Source organism: Mesorhizobium xinjiangense (assembly GCF_009749525.1).
Lineage (GTDB): Bacteria > Pseudomonadota > Alphaproteobacteria > Rhizobiales > Rhizobiaceae > Mangrovimarina > Mangrovimarina xinjiangensis.
Window position 1 is genome coordinate 249,210 of the sequence record NZ_WOAC01000003.1, and the last position, 17,832, is coordinate 267,041.

A 17,832-nucleotide genomic window follows, 5' to 3' on the forward strand; every position below is an offset into this window, starting at 1 on the left:
ATTTTCTTTTTTACCTGCGGCCGCCGATCAGGCAAGAGTCGCATCGAAACGAGGGGACAGACAGAGGAGAACCCGTATGCCGGTCATCAACAGGATTGCCGAATTCCATCGCGATGTGACCGAATGGCGCCGCGACATCCACGCCCATCCCGAACTCTTGTTCGACGTTCACCGCACGGCCGCGCTGGTCGCCGAAAAGCTCAAGGAATTCGGCGTCGACGAGGTCGTCACGGGTATCGGCAAGACCGGGGTAGTCGGCGTGATCAAGGGACGCAAGAGCGGCAGCGGCAAGACGATCGGGCTGCGCGCCGACATGGACGCGCTGCCGATTCGGGAGATCCGCGACCACCCGTACAAATCGAAGACCGACGGCGTCATGCACGCCTGCGGCCATGACGGTCACACCGCGATGCTGCTCGGCGCGGCGCGTTATCTCGCCGAAACGCGCAATTTCGACGGCACGGCGGTCGTCATCTTCCAGCCGGCGGAGGAGGGCGGCGGCGGCGGCCGCGAGATGGTGAAGGAGGGCATGATGGAGCGCTTCGGCATCGACGAGGTCTACGGGATGCACAACTCCCCGGGTATCCCCGTCGGCCAGTTCGCCCTGCGCAGTGGTCCCACGATGGCGGCTGCCGACACCTTCGCCATCGACATCGAGGGCCTGGGCGGCCACGCGGCCCGCCCGCAGCGCTGCATCGACACGACGCTGGTCGGCGCGCACATCATGACGGCGCTGCAGACGGTCGTCTCGCGCAATATCGACCCCGTCGAGTCGGCGGTCGTTTCGGTGACGACCTTTCAGGCCGGCGACACGTTCAATGTCATTCCGCAGACGGCGCGGCTGACCGGCACGGCCCGCACCCTGTCGGCGGACGCGCGCGACCTTCTGGAGGAGCGCATGGGCGAGATCGTGCGTCACACCGCCGCCGCCTTCGGGGCCAAGGCGACGCTGGATTATCAGCGGCTCTATCCGGTCCTGTCCAACCATGCCCTGCAGGTCGAGTTCGCCGGTAGCGTGGCGGCCCAGATCGTCGGCGACAATGTCGATATGGAGATGCCGCCGGTCATGGGCGGCGAGGATTTCGCCTTCATGCTCGAAGCGCGGCCCGGCGCCTTCATCAATATCGGCCAGGGCGATACGGCCTACCTCCACCACCCGGAATATGATTTCAACGACGAGATCATTCCGATCGGCTGTTCCTACTGGGCCAGGCTTGTCGAGACGGCGATGCCGGCAGGCTGAGCGAAGCCGCTCCCGGGGCGGCCGGTTCAGGCTGCCCTGGTAATCGTGAAATCGACATGCACGGCGTCGTAGGGAAAGACAATCTTTCCGTCCTGGGTGCGATCGAGGACGCCCGCATTGAGGAGGGCGTGAACGTCGCCGTGCACGGCCTTGACGTCGCGCCCGACACGCCGCGCCGCCTCGCGGATCGACATCGGTCCCTGTCCGGTCATGGCCTTGATGATCGCCCAGCGTTTGGGGGTGAGGACACTCCACATCAGATCGATGGTTGCAAAAGAGATGTGAGCGCCTTGTGGCTCCCCGCGAAACGCCGCAAGAGCACGCCTGTTTACATCATCGCGCGTAGCGACAGAAAAGGTCACCGTCTTCATGTCGCACTCCATTCATCAACGTCCGCCCAGAAATCGTCGAGCAATTGTTCCGGTCCCTTGAACCAGTACCGTACTTCGGCGGCGCCGATGTGCTTGTGATCTCCCTTGCCGGCTTCATTGTCGTATCGAAGGACGCATTCATCCGCCACGACATAGGCAAGCGAGTATTTATAGTTGTGGTTCGATCCGCGCACAGGTGTCGGAACTCGCCAGATGCGCAATTCGGCGAAGCTGCTTTCCGGCAGTTCGTGACGTTCAAGGAGAACCAGCTCCGCCTTCATGTTGGAGATACTACCAACAGGCAATAGTGTTGTAAATGACTCCATCAGGCGGTCCGGGGACCCGTCCACCCTTGACTCTTCTGCCCGCATTGGCGCACAGCGCTTGGCAAAATTCGCCCGCGCATCAATGCCGGCGGGCAATAATTCGGCAGGAGACGCACGGTGAGCATCGCATTCACTTTTCCGGGGCAGGGCAGCCAGTCGGTCGGCATGGGCAAGGAGCTTGCCGAGGCCTTTCCCGAGGCGCGCGCCGTGTTCGAGGAGGTCGACGAGGCGCTCGGCGAGAAACTGTCGAAAACGATGTGGGAAGGGCCCGAGGAAACGCTCACCCTGACCGCCAATGCACAGCCGGCCTTGATGGCCGTCTCGATCGCGGCATTGCGTTCACTCGAGGCGCGCGGTTTCGTGCTGCAGGACAAGGTTGCCTATGTCGCCGGCCATTCGCTGGGCGAATATTCCGCGCTGTGCGCCGCCGGCGTCTTCTCGCTTGCCGATACCGCCCGGCTCTTGCGCATCCGCGGCAATGCCATGCAGGTGGCCGTGCCGCCCGGCGAGGGTGCGATGGCGGCGATCATCGGCCTTGACCAGGACCAGGTGGAGGCGGCCTGCGCCGAAGCCGCGCGGGGCACGGTCTGCCAGATCGCCAATGACAATGGCGGTGGCCAGCTTGTCATTTCGGGCGCCAAGCCGGCCGTCGAGCATGCCGCGCGCATATGCACGGGAAAAGGCGCCAAGCGCGCCATGATGCTTCCTGTCTCGGCGCCATTTCATTCCGCGCTGATGGCGCCGGCCGCCGAGGCCATGCGCGAGGCGCTTGCCGCGGCGCAAAAGAATGCGCCATCGGTGCCGCTCGTGGCCAATGTGACGGTCGAGCCGATTGCCGATTCCGACGAGATCGCGGCGCGCCTGGTCGAGCAGGTGACGGGCCGCGTGCGCTGGCGCGAGACCGTCGAATGGTTTGCGGCAAACGGCGTGACCGCGCTCTACGAGGTCGGGGCGGGCAAGGTGCTGTGCGGCCTGGCGCGCCGCATCAACCGCGACCTTGCAACCGCCGCCGTTGGGACGCCGAGCGATGTCGATGCCGCTCTGGCGGCGCTCGGGTAAGTCTTCCATTCAACTCACGGGAAACACGACCATGTTCGATCTGACTGGCCGTAAGGCACTCATCACCGGCGCTTCCGGCGGCATCGGAGAGGCGATCGCCCGCACGCTCCATGCCCAGGGCGCCATCGTCGGCCTGCACGGGACGCGGCGGGAAAAGCTTGACGCGCTGGCCTCCGAGCTCGGAGAGCGCGCGAAGGTGTTTCCGGCCGATCTCTCGGATCGCGCGGCCGTGAAGGAACTCGGCCAGAAGGCCGAGGCTGAGCTCGAGGGCGTCGATATCCTGGTCAACAATGCCGGCATCACCCGTGACGGCCTGTTCGTGCGTATGTCGGACGATGACTGGGATGCCGTTCTCGAAGTCAATCTGGGCGCCGTCTTCCGCCTGACGCGGGAATTGACCCATCCGATGATGCGCCGCCGCTTCGGCCGCATCGTCAACATCACCTCGGTGGTTGGCGTGACCGGCAATCCGGGCCAGGCCAACTATTGTGCCTCGAAGGCCGGGCTGATCGGCTTTTCCAAATCTCTGGCACAGGAGATCGCCTCGCGCAGCGTGACCGTCAACTGCGTGGCGCCGGGCTTCATCGAGTCGGCGATGACGGAGAAGCTCAACGAGAAGCAGACGGAGGCGATCATGGGAGCCATTCCGATGAAGCGCATGGGAACCGGCGACGAGGTCGCGTCCGCCGTCACCTGGCTGGCCACCAACGAGGCGTCCTACGTCACCGGGCAGACAATCCACGTCAATGGCGGCATGGCGATGATTTAGGAGCTGTCGGGGCGCGCGATTTGCGCTTTGCGGCCAGGATGTTTCATGCTATGCGGCGCGCCGACCGGCAAAGTGGCGACCATCGGTCGCGTCAATCCCGGCTTCGCTTGGAATATCCGCTATATGAATATCAACATGAAATGCCTGCGGGGCCGTGATCTTTCAGCTTGATTAGCGGGCATGGTGCCGTTAACGAGAACGCAACTGAATCGAAGTCGAGGAATTTCTAATGAGCGATACTGCAGAGCGCGTTAAAAAGATCGTGGTTGAGCATCTTGGCGTTGAAGCAGACAAAGTCACCGAATCTGCAAGCTTCATCGACGACCTCGGCGCAGACAGCCTTGATACGGTCGAGCTGGTCATGGCCTTTGAAGAAGAGTTCGGCGTCGAGATCCCCGACGACGCGGCCGAGACGATCCTGACGGTGGGTGACGCCGTCAAGTTCATCGAGAAGGCGACGGCCTGAGGGGTCGGCGCATTCGCGCCGACATCACTAGGGCCGGAGAGCCGAATGAGACGTGTCGTCGTCACGGGGTTGGGGCTCGTTTCACCTCTCGGGGTGGGTGTCGAGCACGTGTGGAAGCGGCTTCTTTCGGGCGCCAGCGGCGCCCGACGGGTCGAGACATTCGACGTTGGGGACCTTTCCTGCAAGATCGCCAATGTCATTCCACGCGGCGACGGGGCGGACGGGACGTTCAATCCCGATCTTGTGCTGGAGCCCAAAGAGCAGCGCAAGGTCGGCGAATACATCATCTACGGCATTGCCGCTGCCGACGAGGCGCTGAAGGATGCCGGCTGGGCTCCGACCTCGGCCGACGACCAGAACGCGACCGGAGTCATGATCGGGTCGGGCATCGGCGGCATCGAGGGCATCGCCGACAATGCGCTCATCCTGCATGAGCGCGGGCCGAGGCGCATCAGCCCGTTCTTCATCCCCGGCAATATCATCAATCTCGTGTCCGGCCAGGTTTCGATCCGCCATAAGCTCAAGGGGCCGAACCATGCGGTCGTTACGGCATGCTCGACGGGTGCCCATGCGATCGGAGACGCGGCGCGTCTGATCATGTTCGGTGATGCCGACGTGATGGTGGCCGGCGGCGCGGAATCGCCGATCAATCGGCTTTCCCTGGCCGGTTTCGCCGCCTGCAAGGCTCTGACGACGCACTACAATGACACGCCGGAAAAGGCATCCAGGCCTTATGACCGCGATCGCGACGGCTTCGTCATGGGCGAAGGCGCCGGGGTGGTCGTGCTCGAGGAACTCGAGCATGCCAAGGCACGGGGCGCCAAGATCTATGGCGAGGTGGTCGGCTACGGGCTGTCCGGAGACGCCTATCACATCACGGCTCCTGCCGAGGATGGCGACGGCGCGTACCGCTGCATGAGCGCGGCGCTCAAGCGCGCCGGCCTGTCCGCCTCCGACGTCGACTACATCAACGCCCACGGCACCTCGACAATGGCCGATACGATCGAACTCGGCGCGGTCGAGCGTCTTGTCGGCAATGCGGCGTCGACGATTTCGATGTCGTCGACGAAGTCGTCGATCGGCCACCTCTTGGGTGCGGCCGGCGCGGCCGAAGCGATCTTTTCGATCCTGGCGATTCGGGACAATGTCGCGCCGGCGACGCTCAATCTCGACAATCCGTCGGCCGAAACCGCCATCGATCTCGTGCCTCACACGCCACGGGAGCGTCAGATCGACGTGGCGCTCTCCAATTCCTTCGGATTCGGCGGCACGAATGCGTCGTTGGTCTTCAGCGCCTACAACGGATGATTGGCCGTTCGGCCATCAATTTTGCCATATTCCTTGCATCTGTTCGCCACAGCATTGCCGTGAGCGACTCGCGGGGTCGTCTGTGATCAGCAAGATGCCGGAAGCCGGATGCGCATGGTGCGCGGAAGGCTGCCATGCGCATCGCGCCGATTGCGAGGGAGTTTTATAGTCAAGAATGAACGACAAGCCGGATAATCAGGAAAATCAGGAGACAGTGTTCGAGGCACAGGGCGCGTCGCGGCCAATCGTGCCGAAATCGGCGAGCGAGGCCCTGAAACCCGAAAAGGGAACCGAACCGCCCAAGCGGTCGAAGGCGTCCCGCAATCAGTTCGTGGTCTTCCTGAACTTCATGATGTCACTCGTCGTGCTTGTCGTGCTCGGCGCCGGACTGGCGATCTGGCTCGGCAAGCGCGCCTTCGATGAGCCCGGACCGGCGGCCACCAACACCACGGTCATGATCCGCCCCAGCACGGGCGTCGGGGAAATCGCCACGATCCTGGAGCGCAACGGCGCCATCAGCGATTCGCGGATTTTCCGCCTCGGCGTTCGGGCGTATGGCGCCGACGGCGATCTCAAGGCGGGCGAATACGAGATCAAGGCACGCTCCTCCATGCACGAGATCATGGAACTTCTCAAAAGCGGCAAATCGGTCCTCTATTCGCTGACGATCCCGGAAGGCCTCACCGTCGAACAGGCGTTCAAGCGTGTCGCCGAGCATGGGGTCCTTGTGGGCGACATGCCAAGTGAACTGCCGCCGGAAGGCAGCCTGTTCGCCGACACGCAGCGTTTTCAGCGCGGCACGTCGCGCGAGGAAATCATCGACAAGATGATCGCCGACCAGCAACGCATGGTCGAAGAAATATGGGAACGCCGTTCCGAGGACCTTCCCGTCAAGGACATCAATGAATTCGTGACCTTGGCGTCGATCGTCGAGAAGGAGACGGCGCGCGCGGACGAGCGCTCCCGTGTTGCCGCGGTCTTCATCAACCGTCTCGAGCGCGGTATGCGATTGCAGTCCGATCCGACGATCATCTATGGACTGTTCGGCGGCAAGGGAAAGCCGTCCGAGCGTCCGATCTACCGATCCGACATTGACAAGCCGACGCCTTACAACACCTATGTGATCGACGGTCTGCCGCCGACGCCGATCGCCAATCCGGGCCGTGCCTCGCTGGAGGCGGTGGCCAATCCATCGCGCACGGACGAGCTCTATTTTGTCGCTGACGGCACAGGCGGGCATGTCTTCGCCACGACGCTGGACGAGCACAATCGCAATGTGGCGCGCTGGCGTGAGGTGGAGAAGAACCGTGCCAAGGTCGAAGCGGCCGAGGAAGAGGATGAAGCTGCACCGCCCTCGGAGAACTGAGGTCGGCGGAAAGGGGGACGAGATGGCTGTGCAAAGCATGACGGGCTTTGCCAGGGCGGCCGGCGAGCATGACGGGTCGGCCTTTACCTGGGAGTTGCGCTCGGTCAACGGGCGCGGCCTGGAAGCCCGCGTTCGGCTTCCGCAGGGCTTCGAGCGGCTTGAACTGGCCGCGCGGCAGGCAATCCAGAAGCGTTTTTCGCGCGGCAACGTCCAGGCTAACCTGTCGCATGCGCGCGTCGGTCCGGCCGGCGCGCCAGTCGTCAACGAGGCGTTTCTCAAGCAGGTCGCGGACCTCGCCCGTCACATGCAGGCTGAGTATGGTTGCGCCCCGCCCAGCGCGGACGGTCTTTTGGCCTTGAAGGGCGTTCTGGAAACACCCAACGGCCTGGAGCCGCAGGACGGCCAGGGCGGGTTGGACAAAGCCGTCATGCAGGCGCTCGACAGCGCCCTCGATGCCCTCGAGACGGCACGTTGCAGCGAGGGTACGGCGCTTGCCAAGGTGGTGCTTCAGCAGGTCGAGCGCATCGAGGCCCTGACACAGCGCGTCGAGAAGGATCCTTCGCGCGAGCCAGAGGCCATTCGCGAGCGCCTCGCCGGCCAGATCAAGCTTCTGAGCGATGCTTCGGACCAGTTCGACGAGCAGCGACTGCACATGGAAGCGGTTCTGCTTGCCTCCAAGGCCGACATCCGCGAGGAGATCGACCGGCTGAAGGCGCATGTGGCCGCTGCGCGCTCCATGCTTGACGAAGGCGGAACGATTGGCCGCCGGCTCGATTTTCTCGCACAGGAGTTCGGGCGCGAATCGAATACGCTCTGCGCCAAGTCGAACGCCGCCTCGGTGACCGCGATCGGGCTGGAGCTGAAGGTGGTCGTCGACCAGCTTCGCGAACAGGTGCAGAATCTGGAGTAGGCCGATGGGCGAACCGACACGTAGTGGCGACATTCGCCGGCGCGGATTGATGCTGGTTCTGTCCTCGCCCTCGGGCGCCGGCAAATCCACCATCGCGCGCTCGCTGCTGGACAATGTGGACGGTTTCGAGCTTTCGGTCAGTGTCACCACGCGCCAGCGCCGCGGCAGCGAGATCGAGGGCGTGCACTACCGGTTCAAGTCGCAGCGCGAATTCGAGATCATGCGCGACAATGACGAATTGCTGGAATCGGCGGAAGTCCACGGCAATTTCTACGGCACGCCGCGCGCGCCGGTCGAAAAGGCGCTGGCAGAAGGCCGCGACATGCTGTTCGACATCGACTGGCAGGGGGCCGCCCAGCTGCGCGACAAGATGCGCGGCGACGTCGTTTCCATCTTCATCCTTCCGCCGACCATGAAGGAACTGCTGGGACGGTTGACGCGCCGCGCCGAGGACACGCCAGAGATCATCCAGACGCGGTTGAAGAACGCCCGCCTCGAGATCGAGCAATGGGTCGATTACGACTACATCGTCGTCAATGACGATCTCGACCGGGCCTATTCCAGTGCGCGCGCAATCATCGAGGCCGAGCGACTGCGCCGCGACCGCCGCCCGGGCCTGTACGATTTCGTTGCGGGATTGCTCGGCGAAGAGGCCGGCTGATCATCCGCCCGCAGTGCCGGAAGGGGGACGATGTTCAACGATCTGAACGACATCGTCCCTGGCGATGTCCGGATAGTGCTCGCTGCATGAGTGTCTGATCTTCTGTTTTCGCGCCTGCTCAGCCGGTGCCGTGGACCACGCCCGATCCGTTGTGCCGGATGTGATTGAACTGGCCGTAGCTGTCGTCGAGGTCCAGCCTGATTGCTCCCCTCGCCTTGGTGGAGGCGCTGCCGATCTCGGCGATCTCGAACTCGATCCCGGCCGGAATATCGATGCGAACCCGGTGCTCGTCCCCGGTTGCCGGGCTGATGATCGGACGGCCGGTCGATTCCAGCATGTCGCTGATCGTCACATGCGCCTTGCGGGCCTCGATGTCGACATCGAAGGTGAACGGCTTCGTCAGTGGATCGTGGATGGTGCTCGACATGGCATGGAAAACCCACCAATGGGTGGCGGCGGCTTCGGTCTCGCCGCCATAGAGCACTGTGGCCAGCGCATCGCGTTGCTCCTCGCTTGCGCGCTCGTCGATGATGACTTGCATCTCGCCGTTGCCCTCGAAGATGGCGCCCGGCCAAGCATAAAACAGCGCGTAACATAGCCCGGCGAGATCGACCATGCCGAAATGACCGCGATCGATCCTGGCGACCTCGAAGCCGCGGCAGTTGTCCTGTGTCGGCCGCATTTCGAATTGACAGGGGCAGTTGTAGTCGCAATTGCAATTGCCGAAGGCCGTCGCCTCGATATACCAGTCCGTGGCCATGGTCGCCTCCGATTGGCGTGGATAGCCCCCGTGGCCCGTGATCTTAGCAAAGGCCGCAAATCGAGCCAATCAGGCCGGACCCTACACTTTCGATGATCCCGTCCAACAAAAGTCCCGGTTGCTCGATGGGATTTCTCTTGCCCATGTCGGCGTGCGGTGAACTCGAACGTCCTCGGCCGGTAGGAGCAACTCGTATCACAACTGGAGATGGACAATGAGGAAGGTGAAAGTAGGCGCATTCGTCAGCCTGGACGGGATCATGCAGGCGCCGGGTGGTCCCGAGGAGGACCCGGTCGGAGGCTTTGAATATGGAGGCTGGGCCACGACCTATTTCGACGAGGAGATGGGAAAGGCCGTGGACGAATTGTTCGCCGAACCTTTCGATCTTCTGCTGGGGCGCAAAACCTACGACATTTTCGCCGCTCATTGGCCCTATGTCGAAGCCGATGATCCGATCGGCTCGCTCTTCAACCGCATCACCAAATATGTGGCGACGCGCAATCCGGACCTGCAGCTTGGCTGGCAGAAGAGCCGGTCTATCGGTCCCGACGCGGCGGCTGCGGTAAGGGCGTTGAAGGCTGAAGACGGGCCCGTGCTCCTGACCCAGGGCTCGACCGACTTTCTCAAGACGCTGTTGGCCGAGGATTTGGTGGACGAGATGTTCATCGCGGTCTTTCCCCTCGTTCTGGGCAAGGGCAAGAGGCTCTTTGGAGATGGCACCGCGCCCGGCGCGTTGAAGCTCACCAGTTCGAAGGTTTCGGGTTCGGGCATCACGATCAACCGGTATGTCCGCGACGGCGCCGTTTCCACGGGCTCGTTTGCCATGGAGCACCCCACGGAAGCCGAATTGGAACGTCGGCGCAATCTGGCCTGACGCGTCTCAGATCGCGTTGGCCAACGCCACGAATTCGGCGACCGAGAGCGTTTCGGCCCGCCGGGTGGCCTCGATCCCGGTGCGCGCCAGAAGCGCCTCGCCGCCCAGCGCCTTGAGGCTCTGACGCAGCATCTTGCGGCGCTGGCCAAAGGCGGCCTGGGTGACGCGCCCGAGCTTTGCCGCGTCCGCCGGCAAGGGCTCGGCGCGGGGCACGATGTGCACCACGGAAGACGTGACTTTGGGCGGAGGCGAGAAGGCCTGCGGCGGCACGTCGAAGGCGATGCGCGCCTGCGTGCGCCAGCCGGCAAGCACGCCGAGCCGGCCATAGGCGCGGCTTGCGGGCGCCGCCACGATGCGTTCGGCCACCTCGCGTTGGAACATCAGCGTCATCGAGCCGTAAAAGGGCGGCCAGTCTTTCGGCGTCAGCCAGCGGATCAGGAGTTCGGTGCCGATATTGTAGGGCAGGTTGGCCACGATGCGTATATCGGAGGCGCCGGCGGCCAGCTTGGCAAAATCGGTCTCCAGTGCATCGTCGCTGACGATTTCGAGCTTTCCGGGATAATGCGCGGCGATTTCCGCCAGGGCCGCGAGGCAGCGTTCGTCGCGCTCGATGGCGATGACGCGTTGCGCGCCTTCCATCAGCAGGGCGCGCGTCAGCCCGCCGGGGCCGGGACCGACCTCGATTACCGTCGCGCCCGACAGGTCCCCGGCAGCACGGGCGATCTTCGCAGTCAGATTGAGGTCGAGCAGAAAGTTCTGCCCCAATGATTTCTTGGCCGCGATCGCGTGGCGTTCGATGACTTCGCGCAGCGGCGGCAGGCCGTCGGCGCTCATGCAGGCGATCCGGCGTTGTCGGCAAGTTTGCGCGCCAGCCCGATCGCTGCGACCAGGCTGTCGGCTCGCGCCACGCCCTGGCCGGCAATGCCGAACGCCGTGCCGTGGTCGGGGGAGGTGCGGATGAAGGGCAGGCCGAGCGTGACGTTCACCGTCTCGTCGAAGGCGAGCGCCTTGGCCGGAATGAGCGCCTGGTCGTGGTACATGCAGATCGCGGCATCATAGGTCGCCCGCGCGCGGGCATGAAACATGGTGTCGGCGGGCAGGGGGCCGAAGGCGTCTATGCCTTCGGCGCGCAGGGTCTCGATCGCCGGTGCGATGATCTGCGCGTCCTCGCTGCCCATTGCACCGTCCTCGCCGGCATGCGGGTTGAGCCCGGCAACGGCGAGGCGCGGCCCGGCAATGCCGAAGCGCTGCTCGAGGTCGTGCGCGACGATCCGGCAGACGGCAAGGATGTCATCGGTAGTCAAAACTGCGGGGACATGCGCAAGGGGGATGTGGATGGTGACGGGTACGGCGCGCAGGTCCGGCCCGGCCAGCATCATTACCGGTCGAGCGGGCTCGCCTGAATGCTGCTGCGCCAGATGAGCCAGATACTCGGTATGGCCGGGAAAGCCGAAGCCGGCATCATAAAGCGGCTTCTTGGCGATCGGAGCGGTGACGAGTGCGGCGGCACGGTCGTGCATGACGTCATCGACCGCGCGATCGATCGCTTCGATGATGCCTGGCGCATTGGCCGTGTCCGGCTGGCCGGGCGTGTCGACGAAGGCGGCGTCGATCGGAGCGACGGGCAGGGCGCTGGCGAAACGTGCAGTCGCTTCATGCGGCTCGCAGCGATCAATCGGCACCTCTAATCCCAGTCGCGCGGCCCGGGCTTTCAGCAACTGCGGGTCGGTGCGTACATAAAAGGGCGGGATGAACGCCTCATGCCTTGAAAGCCACGCTTTCAAGATGATCTCGGGGCCGATACCCGAAGGATCCCCGGACGATAGGACGAGCGGTATCAACGCTTCACGACAACGGCCTTTTCGCGCAGCTCCTCGACATATTTCTTGCTCAGTTCTTCGGCCTTCGCGTCCTGCTGCCCTTCGGTTGAAAACACCATCTGCGCCACACGGTCATCCGACACCTCGCGGGCGCTGCAGATGCCGATGAATTCCACCCCGCGTTCGGTGTCGCGCACCTTTGTGGCCGCACCCTGCCGGGTTGCCTTGATGGCATCCGCCCAGTCCGGCGGCAGGGCCGGCTCGAGCACCCGCCCGAGATCGCGCACGGTCACGTCAATCAGCCCCTTGGCGAACTGGCGCGTGTTGTCGCAGCCGTTGAAGCGCAAGCGCATGGCTTCCGCCTCGCGTCGGCGCTTGCCGAGCAGGCTGCTGCGTTGGCTGGACGGCACAACGAAAATGACCTGCTGCAGCATGTATTCGGTCGCCGTTGGTTTGTCGCCGCCCTGTTGCAGCATGCGTTGCACGGCGTCCTGTTCGGACATGCGCGTCTCGGCCCGGTAGCGCGCGCGCAACACCTGGTTCCACCCCATCTGGACGCGGATATACTCCTTGAAATGTCCTTTGGTGACGCCGCTTTGCGCCAGCGCCTGGTCGAGCTGGGAGGTGGACATCTTGTTGCCGGAGGCAAAACGTCCATAGGCGTCGTCGACCGCCTGCTCCGGTATGGTGATGTTCAACCGGTTCATTTCGGCGGCCTGCAGCGTCTGTTCGATCATCGCCTGGGAGGCGTCGCCCTTGCGGCGCTGCAGGCGCAGGAAGGCCTGCCGACGGGCGATGTCATAGCTCGTGACCGGAATATTGTCGACGATATACTTGATCTCGCTTGCATGGCTGGGCGCAGCAAATTGCGCGGCCGCTGCCGTCATCGCGAAGATCAGGAATACCCGGACGGCCAGACGCCGTCCCATGGAAGTATTCATTGCGGGAACCCCCGTTCGTTCCATCCTGTCAAATAGCCGACTTTAGTCCATGGGACCATCATACGGCGAAACCATGACGTCAAATTCGCAGCTTCTAGTGCAATTCCAGCAGAAGTGGAACCGCTTCTCCGTGCCAAAGCAATGGTCTTGGATCGTCATCCGATTTTGTGGGACTGTAAGCCAATCTAACGCGAGAACTGGCCGGTCCCGGTGCCGAAATCGCCGATCGTGCGCAGCGATATGTTGAAACCGATCGACGTCGATTCTTCCTTGGTGACTGTCGTTACCGTGCGCTGGAAAATCATTGCATAGGTAAAGCATTCGTCGTCATAGGCAAAGCCGATCGAGCTGCGCGACAGCGTCTCAGAGACCAGATCATATGTCGCCGATCCATAGGCCCGCCAGTTTTCGTTGAACTGCAAGGCCAGCCGGCCGCCGAACTCCCGTCGGTCACCCTCGATGTTGCGAGAAGGATCGTCTTCAAATCCGTAGAGGGGCTGCTGCTGAATATAGGCGTAGGTCGCGCCTATCCGGACCCTGTCGAAATCCAGGTCCGCGGCAACCTCGCCCCGGCGCATCTCGAAAGTCTCTTCGTCGAAGCGTCCGCCCAACGACATTGTCAGCAGGTCGGGCGTGGTAAAACCGACCATGCCGACGAAATCGGAGACATCTGTCTCCAGTCCCGAGTAGGCGCCGACACTGACGAGGTCTGGCGAGGCAAAGGGATTATCTCCCGCCAGATGGTAGGATTGGCCGAACAGGGCGTTGAGCGTCCAGCCATTGGCGAAGCTGCCCGAATAGCGCAGGCCGAGATTGGCCCGGGTGCCGCCTTCGATGCGGTCGTAGCCGGAGAATTTGTCGCGATCGAACAGCGTCGTCGCATCGAAGACCAGGCTTTGCGCGTCCTCGTTCGGAATGCCGAGCGACGACCCATAGGGTGCGTTCGGCCGCACGAAGATCTGTGCCACGGGCTCCAGCACATGCGAGGCGCTGGAGGTCGAGAACAGGATCGGCCAGCGGGCTTCGAGGCCGGCCGTTGCCATTGCGCGATAATAGGCCGAGCGGATGTCGGCGCTAACGTCGCCATAGGCGTCGCCGTTATAGGAATAGTCGGCGCCGGTCAGGAAGGTGGACGTCGAGTTGATGGCCGCAACGGAATCGGCCGAGGCGTCGAGGCCGATGGCATCGCCGCGGGCCGCCAGGACGGGCGTCACCATCAGTCCGCCCGGCATGACCATGTTGCGCTTCCATTCGCTCTCCGCCGTCAGCCGCGCCGACGTGCCTGCGATGCCGCGTACTGCCTCCGCCTCGCGAAAGTTCGGAGGTCGCAGCGCATTCACAGGGGCGACATGCAGTTCATCGCGATAGATGACCTGCGAATTGACGTCCAGGGTGAGTTCGCCGCCGGCCACCGGCTCGTCGAAGGTCTTGGAATAGTCGAAGGAGGGCAGCACCCAGGGCTGCTTGTCGTTGAGCGCCGTCGGCCGGTCGGGCAGTGTGCTTGCCTGAATGTCGAACTTGTGAAAGCGCAGGTCGAAATAGTTCCGGCCATTCAGTCCGGTAAGGTAGACCTGGTTGTCGCGGTAGTAGTCGTCGTAACCCGTAATCTCGTAGGTATTGGAGAAGTTCTCGTCCGACTGCACCATGACGTCCCAGCCGAACGTCCACATCGGATTGATCCGGAATTCGCCCTGGCTGCCGATCATGCCGCGATTGGTGACGGTGCTGTCGACTTCGTCAAAGTCGAATTCGTCCGGTGAGAGCTGGTGGATGCCGGCGATCTTGAGCGAATACTGGCCGTTTTCGAAACGTTGGCGCCATTCGGCCTCGCCCAGGAAGCCCTGGCTCGTGTAGCCGGTGCCGGTGACCGTCAGGTCATAGGTCGGCGACAGGGCGAAGTAATAGGGAATGCCGACGCCGAATCCCAGTTCGGAATTGTAAGCGAAGCGCGGAAAGAGGAACCCGGATTTGCGCTTGACCGTCGGGTCGGCGATTTCGAAGGCCGGCAGCCTGGCCAGCGGAAAGCCGAAGAATTCGAACCGGGCCCGCTCAAAGCGAACCGTCTTCGTCTCTCCGTTCCAGATGATCTTCTGCGCCTTGATACGCCACAATTGCGGTTGGTCCGGCTTGTCCTCGCAGGGCTCACAAGCTGTGTAGACGCCATTGTTGAAGGTCGTTCGCACGCCGCCCACCCGCTCGCCGCTCTCGGCGGCGAAATAGGTCTTGTCCACCGTTTCCACGCGCATCGCGTTGACGAAACCGTCGCGAAAATCGTCGGTGACATCGATCTCGTCGGAATAGACGCGCGTGCCTTCGTCGTCGACGAGTTCGACATCTCCGCGCGCGACCAGCCGTCTGGTCCGGCGGTCGTAGATGACGCGCTGTGCAACGAGCCGGTTGCCTCCGTAGTCGATCTGGACGCCGCCGACGGCCGTCACCGTCTGACGGTCATTGTCGTAAACGAGCGTGTCGGCTTCCAGAAGCAGCGGCTCGTCCGACTCCACGCCCGCATCAACAGTGCTGAGGTCCTGGGCCTGAAGCGGCAGGAAAGGGGTCTGTGCGAGCACAAACACGCACGCCAGCGCGGAAACACTGCCAAGCAGCCGCACGCGTGCAGTCCTGTTGCTGCCACCCCTCTCCGAATGCACTCTACCCGTCCTCCTTGTGCAGCAGATATGTTACCCCGAAAAACGTCGCGATAACCACCGGAAACCACGCCGCAATCACCGGCGGGACGATTCCCGTACTGCCGAACGCCTTGACCAGAGTCGAAACGACATAAAGCAGAAAGCCCGCCAGGATGCCACCCAGAATCATATGCCCCGAATCCCCCAGCCGCACGAATCGCATGGAAACCGTTGCGGCTATCAATGTCATTGCCACCAACAGCGGGGGCAATGCAATAAGCGAATGATATTGCATGGAAAAACCATTCGCCGCATAACCGTATGCCTGGGCCGCCTCGATCTTGCGCCCGAGTTCGAAGAACGGCACGGATTCGGGTCTGACGAGGCGTTGCTGGACGTATTCCGGGCGCAGATTTGTCGCCACGCGCTCTTGATCCGACGTTTGCGGCTTGCCGTCGCCTTGACGGGTGACGACGTCGCGCAACACCCAATAGCCGTCGCGCAACACCGCCCGCCGGGCGTCCTGCCGCTCGACGATCTCGCCGTCCGAATCGATGTGGATGAATACGGCATCCGACAGCGTCATGCCGTCATTGAGCACGGCGCGGGCGCCAATGATGGTCTCGCCGTCATCCGTCTTTTGCCGCAGCCAGGGAATCGAATGGGCCGTGATCTCGTTCGAACGGCCCGAGCGCAGGTCGGCCTCCATGACTTCGGCCTGTGAAAAACCATGCGCAGCCAGGGGGTTAAGGAAAATTACGGCAGCTGTGCCGAAGAGGAAGGCACCGATACACACGGGCAATAGGAACTGCCAGGCCGATACCCCGGCCGAGCGCGCAATCACCAGTTCGTATTTGCGGTTGAGCGCGATCAGCGTCGACATGGCCGAGAACAGGGCGATGAAGGGAATGGTCTGCTGAAGGATCATCGGAACCCGCATGGCGGACATGACCAGCCCGAACTCCAGCGAAAAGCCTTCGAGATTGCCGAAACGGCTCGATTGCTCGGTAAAATCGATGATGTAGATGAGGGCGAAGATACCCGCCAGGAACCATCCGGTGATGACGATGTAGCGGCGGAAGAAGTATCGCCCGAGGGTCCATCCGATCATGCCTGGCCACCTTCTTGTGGAATGCGGCGGCGGAAACGCAGCGTGTCCAGTCGTGCCCGAAATCCGGCCGCCATGCCGGCCATGCGGTCGATCCACGATGCCGGCGGTTCCATCGTGCGGTTGGTGGCGATGAAATAGCAGGCGAAGGCCGTGTTGAGCACCGGCACGGCATAGGCGGCGATGGCATACTCGGCCGCCGAATGAATCATGTTGACGGTGAAATAGCCTTCCCAGCGCACCACGATCGCCACCGCGACGGCCGTCACCATCGGATGGATCTGCGCCTGGCGTTGCGAGCGCGGATTGCCCGCTACCGCCAGCGCGATCAGCGCGAAGATGATCGGGTAGGTCCATTCGGTAAAGCGTGTATGCAACTCGGCCGAGAACATCAGCGGCGTGTTCTTGTACATCGGATCATTTGGATCCGGGTCCAGAATATAGGACAGCTCGCGATCTTTCGGATAGAGCGTGATCTCGGAGGAATTGGGCGCGAATTCGGACAGGTCGAAGGCGTAGGAATTGAAATGCACCACCGACACGTCGCCGCCGGGCACTTTGCGGTGCACCTCGCCGTCGGTCATCATGAGCACGTTGCGCGCCCCGTCGCGATGGACGATGCCGTTCTTCGCGTAATAGACGAGGTTTATGTTATTCTGCCGTGAATCGGCAACGAAAATACCGCCGAGCCGGCCATCGGGAAGCCTTTGCGCGACCTGCACGAACAGACCGTCGTCGATCTTGCGGAACGTACCCTCCTGAATGATGGTCGACAACAGGTCGGCATGTGCCGTGGCGACGATCTCACGCATGCGCATGCGCGCCATCGGGTCGAGCGTATTGTCCACGGCGAATGACGTGATGCTCGCGGCGATCCCCAAAATCATCACCGGCAGAATGACGGTGCGCCGGGGGCTGCCGGCGGCGGCGATGACGGCCAGCTCCGAATCCTGGTTCATCGTCGTCAGGGTCTGGGTGATGCCGATCAGCACGGCGAAGGGGATAACCACCGGTATGACGGTGGGCAGCAGCAATGTTGCCAGTTCGAGAAAGGTGGCGGCGGTCTGGCCGCTGTCGGTCACCAGGTTCAGTCGCGCCAGAACCTGCGTCGTCCAGGCCATGCCCAGGGCAGCCGCAAGCGTCGCCAAGGAGATCTTGAGCGCGCGGAGGAATATGTAACGTTCGATCAGCCGCATTGTATGGCTGGTACCGTCCCTTGGGAG

At 62.9% G+C, this 17,832-nt stretch carries 18 protein-coding genes; 9 read left to right on the top strand and 9 right to left on the bottom strand.

Annotation, left to right across the window (positions count from 1 at the left end):
* Positions 1 to 76 precede the first annotated feature (76 nt).
* Positions 77 to 1,243 (top strand): M20 aminoacylase family protein, encoded by a 1,167-nt coding sequence (locus GM909_RS05470; RefSeq protein ID WP_157015197.1) that lies wholly within the window; start codon positions 77 to 79, stop codon positions 1,241 to 1,243.
* Between the two features lie 26 nt (positions 1,244 to 1,269).
* Here GM909_RS05470 and GM909_RS05475 read toward each other — a convergent pair whose 3' ends face one another.
* Together GM909_RS05475 and GM909_RS05480 are read right to left on the bottom strand one after the other, a co-directional pair.
* On the bottom strand, positions 1,270 to 1,614 hold the full coding sequence (locus tag GM909_RS05475) for an HVO_A0114 family putative DNA-binding protein (protein WP_157015198.1): 345 nt from the start codon (positions 1,612 to 1,614) through the stop codon (positions 1,270 to 1,272).
* Positions 1,611 to 1,940 (bottom strand): toxin-antitoxin system TumE family protein, encoded by a 330-nt coding sequence (locus tag GM909_RS05480; protein WP_235911659.1) that lies wholly within the window; start codon positions 1,938 to 1,940, stop codon positions 1,611 to 1,613. The genes GM909_RS05475 and GM909_RS05480 overlap by 4 nt, the downstream gene beginning before the upstream one ends.
* 117 nt (positions 1,941 to 2,057) lie before the next feature.
* Between GM909_RS05480 and fabD the strand changes: the two genes are divergently transcribed.
* The 7 genes from fabD (at position 2,058) to gmk (ending at position 8,479) form a co-directional block, all read left to right on the top strand.
* Positions 2,058 to 2,999: an ACP S-malonyltransferase gene (gene fabD, locus GM909_RS05485; protein WP_157015199.1), complete on the top strand. Its 942-nt coding sequence runs from the start codon at positions 2,058 to 2,060 to the stop codon at positions 2,997 to 2,999.
* Between the two features lie 31 nt (positions 3,000 to 3,030).
* Positions 3,031 to 3,768: a 3-oxoacyl-[acyl-carrier-protein] reductase gene (gene fabG, locus GM909_RS05490; protein WP_157015200.1), complete on the top strand. Its 738-nt coding sequence runs from the start codon at positions 3,031 to 3,033 to the stop codon at positions 3,766 to 3,768.
* 229 nt (positions 3,769 to 3,997) lie between these two features.
* A complete protein-coding gene (locus GM909_RS05495) occupies positions 3,998 to 4,234 on the top strand; it encodes an acyl carrier protein (RefSeq protein WP_157015201.1) in 237 nt (78 codons plus the stop codon).
* A 45-nt stretch (positions 4,235 to 4,279) separates the two neighbouring features.
* On the top strand, positions 4,280 to 5,542 hold the full coding sequence (gene fabF, locus GM909_RS05500; RefSeq protein WP_157015202.1) for a beta-ketoacyl-ACP synthase II: 1,263 nt from the start codon (positions 4,280 to 4,282) through the stop codon (positions 5,540 to 5,542).
* A gap of 175 nt (positions 5,543 to 5,717) precedes the next feature.
* Positions 5,718 to 6,908 (top strand): endolytic transglycosylase MltG, encoded by a 1,191-nt coding sequence (gene mltG, locus GM909_RS05505; protein WP_157015203.1) that lies wholly within the window; start codon positions 5,718 to 5,720, stop codon positions 6,906 to 6,908.
* Positions 6,909 to 6,930: 22 nt separating this feature from the next.
* Positions 6,931 to 7,818, top strand: coding sequence for a YicC/YloC family endoribonuclease (locus tag GM909_RS05510; protein ID WP_157015204.1), 888 nt, complete (start codon positions 6,931 to 6,933; stop codon positions 7,816 to 7,818).
* Positions 7,819 to 7,822: 4 nt separating this feature from the next.
* On the top strand, positions 7,823 to 8,479 hold the full coding sequence (gmk, locus tag GM909_RS05515; protein ID WP_235911661.1) for a guanylate kinase: 657 nt from the start codon (positions 7,823 to 7,825) through the stop codon (positions 8,477 to 8,479).
* Positions 8,480 to 8,597: 118 nt separating this feature from the next.
* On the opposite strand, the gene GM909_RS05520 is transcribed toward gmk, so the two are convergent.
* Positions 8,598 to 9,239, bottom strand: coding sequence for a DUF1326 domain-containing protein (locus GM909_RS05520; RefSeq protein WP_157015205.1), 642 nt, complete (start codon positions 9,237 to 9,239; stop codon positions 8,598 to 8,600).
* Between the two features lie 214 nt (positions 9,240 to 9,453).
* Here GM909_RS05520 and GM909_RS05525 point away from each other — a divergent pair, with 214 nt between their 5' ends.
* Positions 9,454 to 10,113, top strand: coding sequence for a dihydrofolate reductase family protein (locus GM909_RS05525; RefSeq protein ID WP_157015206.1), 660 nt, complete (start codon positions 9,454 to 9,456; stop codon positions 10,111 to 10,113).
* 6 nt (positions 10,114 to 10,119) lie between these two features.
* Here GM909_RS05525 and rsmA read toward each other — a convergent pair whose 3' ends face one another.
* From rsmA to GM909_RS05555, 6 genes are all read right to left on the bottom strand, one after another.
* Positions 10,120 to 10,947 (bottom strand): 16S rRNA (adenine(1518)-N(6)/adenine(1519)-N(6))-dimethyltransferase RsmA, encoded by an 828-nt coding sequence (gene rsmA, locus GM909_RS05530; RefSeq protein ID WP_157015207.1) that lies wholly within the window; start codon positions 10,945 to 10,947, stop codon positions 10,120 to 10,122.
* Entirely contained in the window at positions 10,944 to 11,954 is a 1,011-nt protein-coding gene (gene pdxA, locus GM909_RS05535) for a 4-hydroxythreonine-4-phosphate dehydrogenase PdxA (RefSeq protein WP_157015208.1), read from the bottom strand. Before pdxA ends, rsmA begins: the two co-directional genes overlap by 4 nt.
* Complete coding sequence (locus GM909_RS05540) at positions 11,951 to 12,862, bottom strand: peptidylprolyl isomerase (RefSeq protein WP_157015209.1); 912 nt, start codon at positions 12,860 to 12,862, stop codon at positions 11,951 to 11,953. Before GM909_RS05540 ends, pdxA begins: the two co-directional genes overlap by 4 nt.
* 197 nt (positions 12,863 to 13,059) lie before the next feature.
* Positions 13,060 to 15,441, bottom strand: a complete 2,382-nt coding sequence (locus GM909_RS05545) for an LPS-assembly protein LptD (protein WP_407941248.1) — start codon at positions 15,439 to 15,441, stop codon at positions 13,060 to 13,062.
* An 82-nt stretch (positions 15,442 to 15,523) separates the two neighbouring features.
* Complete coding sequence (gene lptG, locus GM909_RS05550; RefSeq protein WP_157015211.1) at positions 15,524 to 16,612, bottom strand: LPS export ABC transporter permease LptG; 1,089 nt, start codon at positions 16,610 to 16,612, stop codon at positions 15,524 to 15,526.
* The gene (locus GM909_RS05555) at positions 16,609 to 17,805 is read right to left on the bottom strand and encodes an LptF/LptG family permease (protein WP_157015212.1); all 1,197 of its coding nucleotides are present in this window, start codon (positions 17,803 to 17,805) and stop codon (positions 16,609 to 16,611) included. The genes lptG and GM909_RS05555 overlap by 4 nt, the downstream gene beginning before the upstream one ends.
* Positions 17,806 to 17,832: the final 27 nt, after the last annotated feature.

Coding starts and splice junctions, on each gene's coding strand:
- fabG (WP_157015200.1), top strand. CDS start 3,031: ATGTTCGATCTGACTGGCCGTAAGGCACTCATCACCGGCGCTTCCGGC.
- mltG (WP_157015203.1), top strand. CDS start 5,718: ATGAACGACAAGCCGGATAATCAGGAAAATCAGGAGACAGTGTTCGAG.
- rsmA (WP_157015207.1), bottom strand. CDS start 10,947: ATGAGCGCCGACGGCCTGCCGCCGCTGCGCGAAGTCATCGAACGCCAC.
- GM909_RS05510 (WP_157015204.1), top strand. CDS start 6,931: ATGGCTGTGCAAAGCATGACGGGCTTTGCCAGGGCGGCCGGCGAGCAT.
- lptG (WP_157015211.1), bottom strand. CDS start 16,612: ATGATCGGATGGACCCTCGGGCGATACTTCTTCCGCCGCTACATCGTC.
- GM909_RS05475 (WP_157015198.1), bottom strand. CDS start 1,614: ATGAAGACGGTGACCTTTTCTGTCGCTACGCGCGATGATGTAAACAGG.
- GM909_RS05555 (WP_157015212.1), bottom strand. CDS start 17,805: ATGCGGCTGATCGAACGTTACATATTCCTCCGCGCGCTCAAGATCTCC.
- GM909_RS05495 (WP_157015201.1), top strand. CDS start 3,998: ATGAGCGATACTGCAGAGCGCGTTAAAAAGATCGTGGTTGAGCATCTT.
- fabF (WP_157015202.1), top strand. CDS start 4,280: ATGAGACGTGTCGTCGTCACGGGGTTGGGGCTCGTTTCACCTCTCGGG.
- GM909_RS05540 (WP_157015209.1), bottom strand. CDS start 12,862: ATGGGACGGCGTCTGGCCGTCCGGGTATTCCTGATCTTCGCGATGACG.
- gmk (WP_235911661.1), top strand. CDS start 7,823: ATGGGCGAACCGACACGTAGTGGCGACATTCGCCGGCGCGGATTGATG.
- GM909_RS05480 (WP_235911659.1), bottom strand. CDS start 1,940: ATGGAGTCATTTACAACACTATTGCCTGTTGGTAGTATCTCCAACATG.
- GM909_RS05525 (WP_157015206.1), top strand. CDS start 9,454: ATGAGGAAGGTGAAAGTAGGCGCATTCGTCAGCCTGGACGGGATCATG.
- GM909_RS05470 (WP_157015197.1), top strand. CDS start 77: ATGCCGGTCATCAACAGGATTGCCGAATTCCATCGCGATGTGACCGAA.
- GM909_RS05520 (WP_157015205.1), bottom strand. CDS start 9,239: ATGGCCACGGACTGGTATATCGAGGCGACGGCCTTCGGCAATTGCAAT.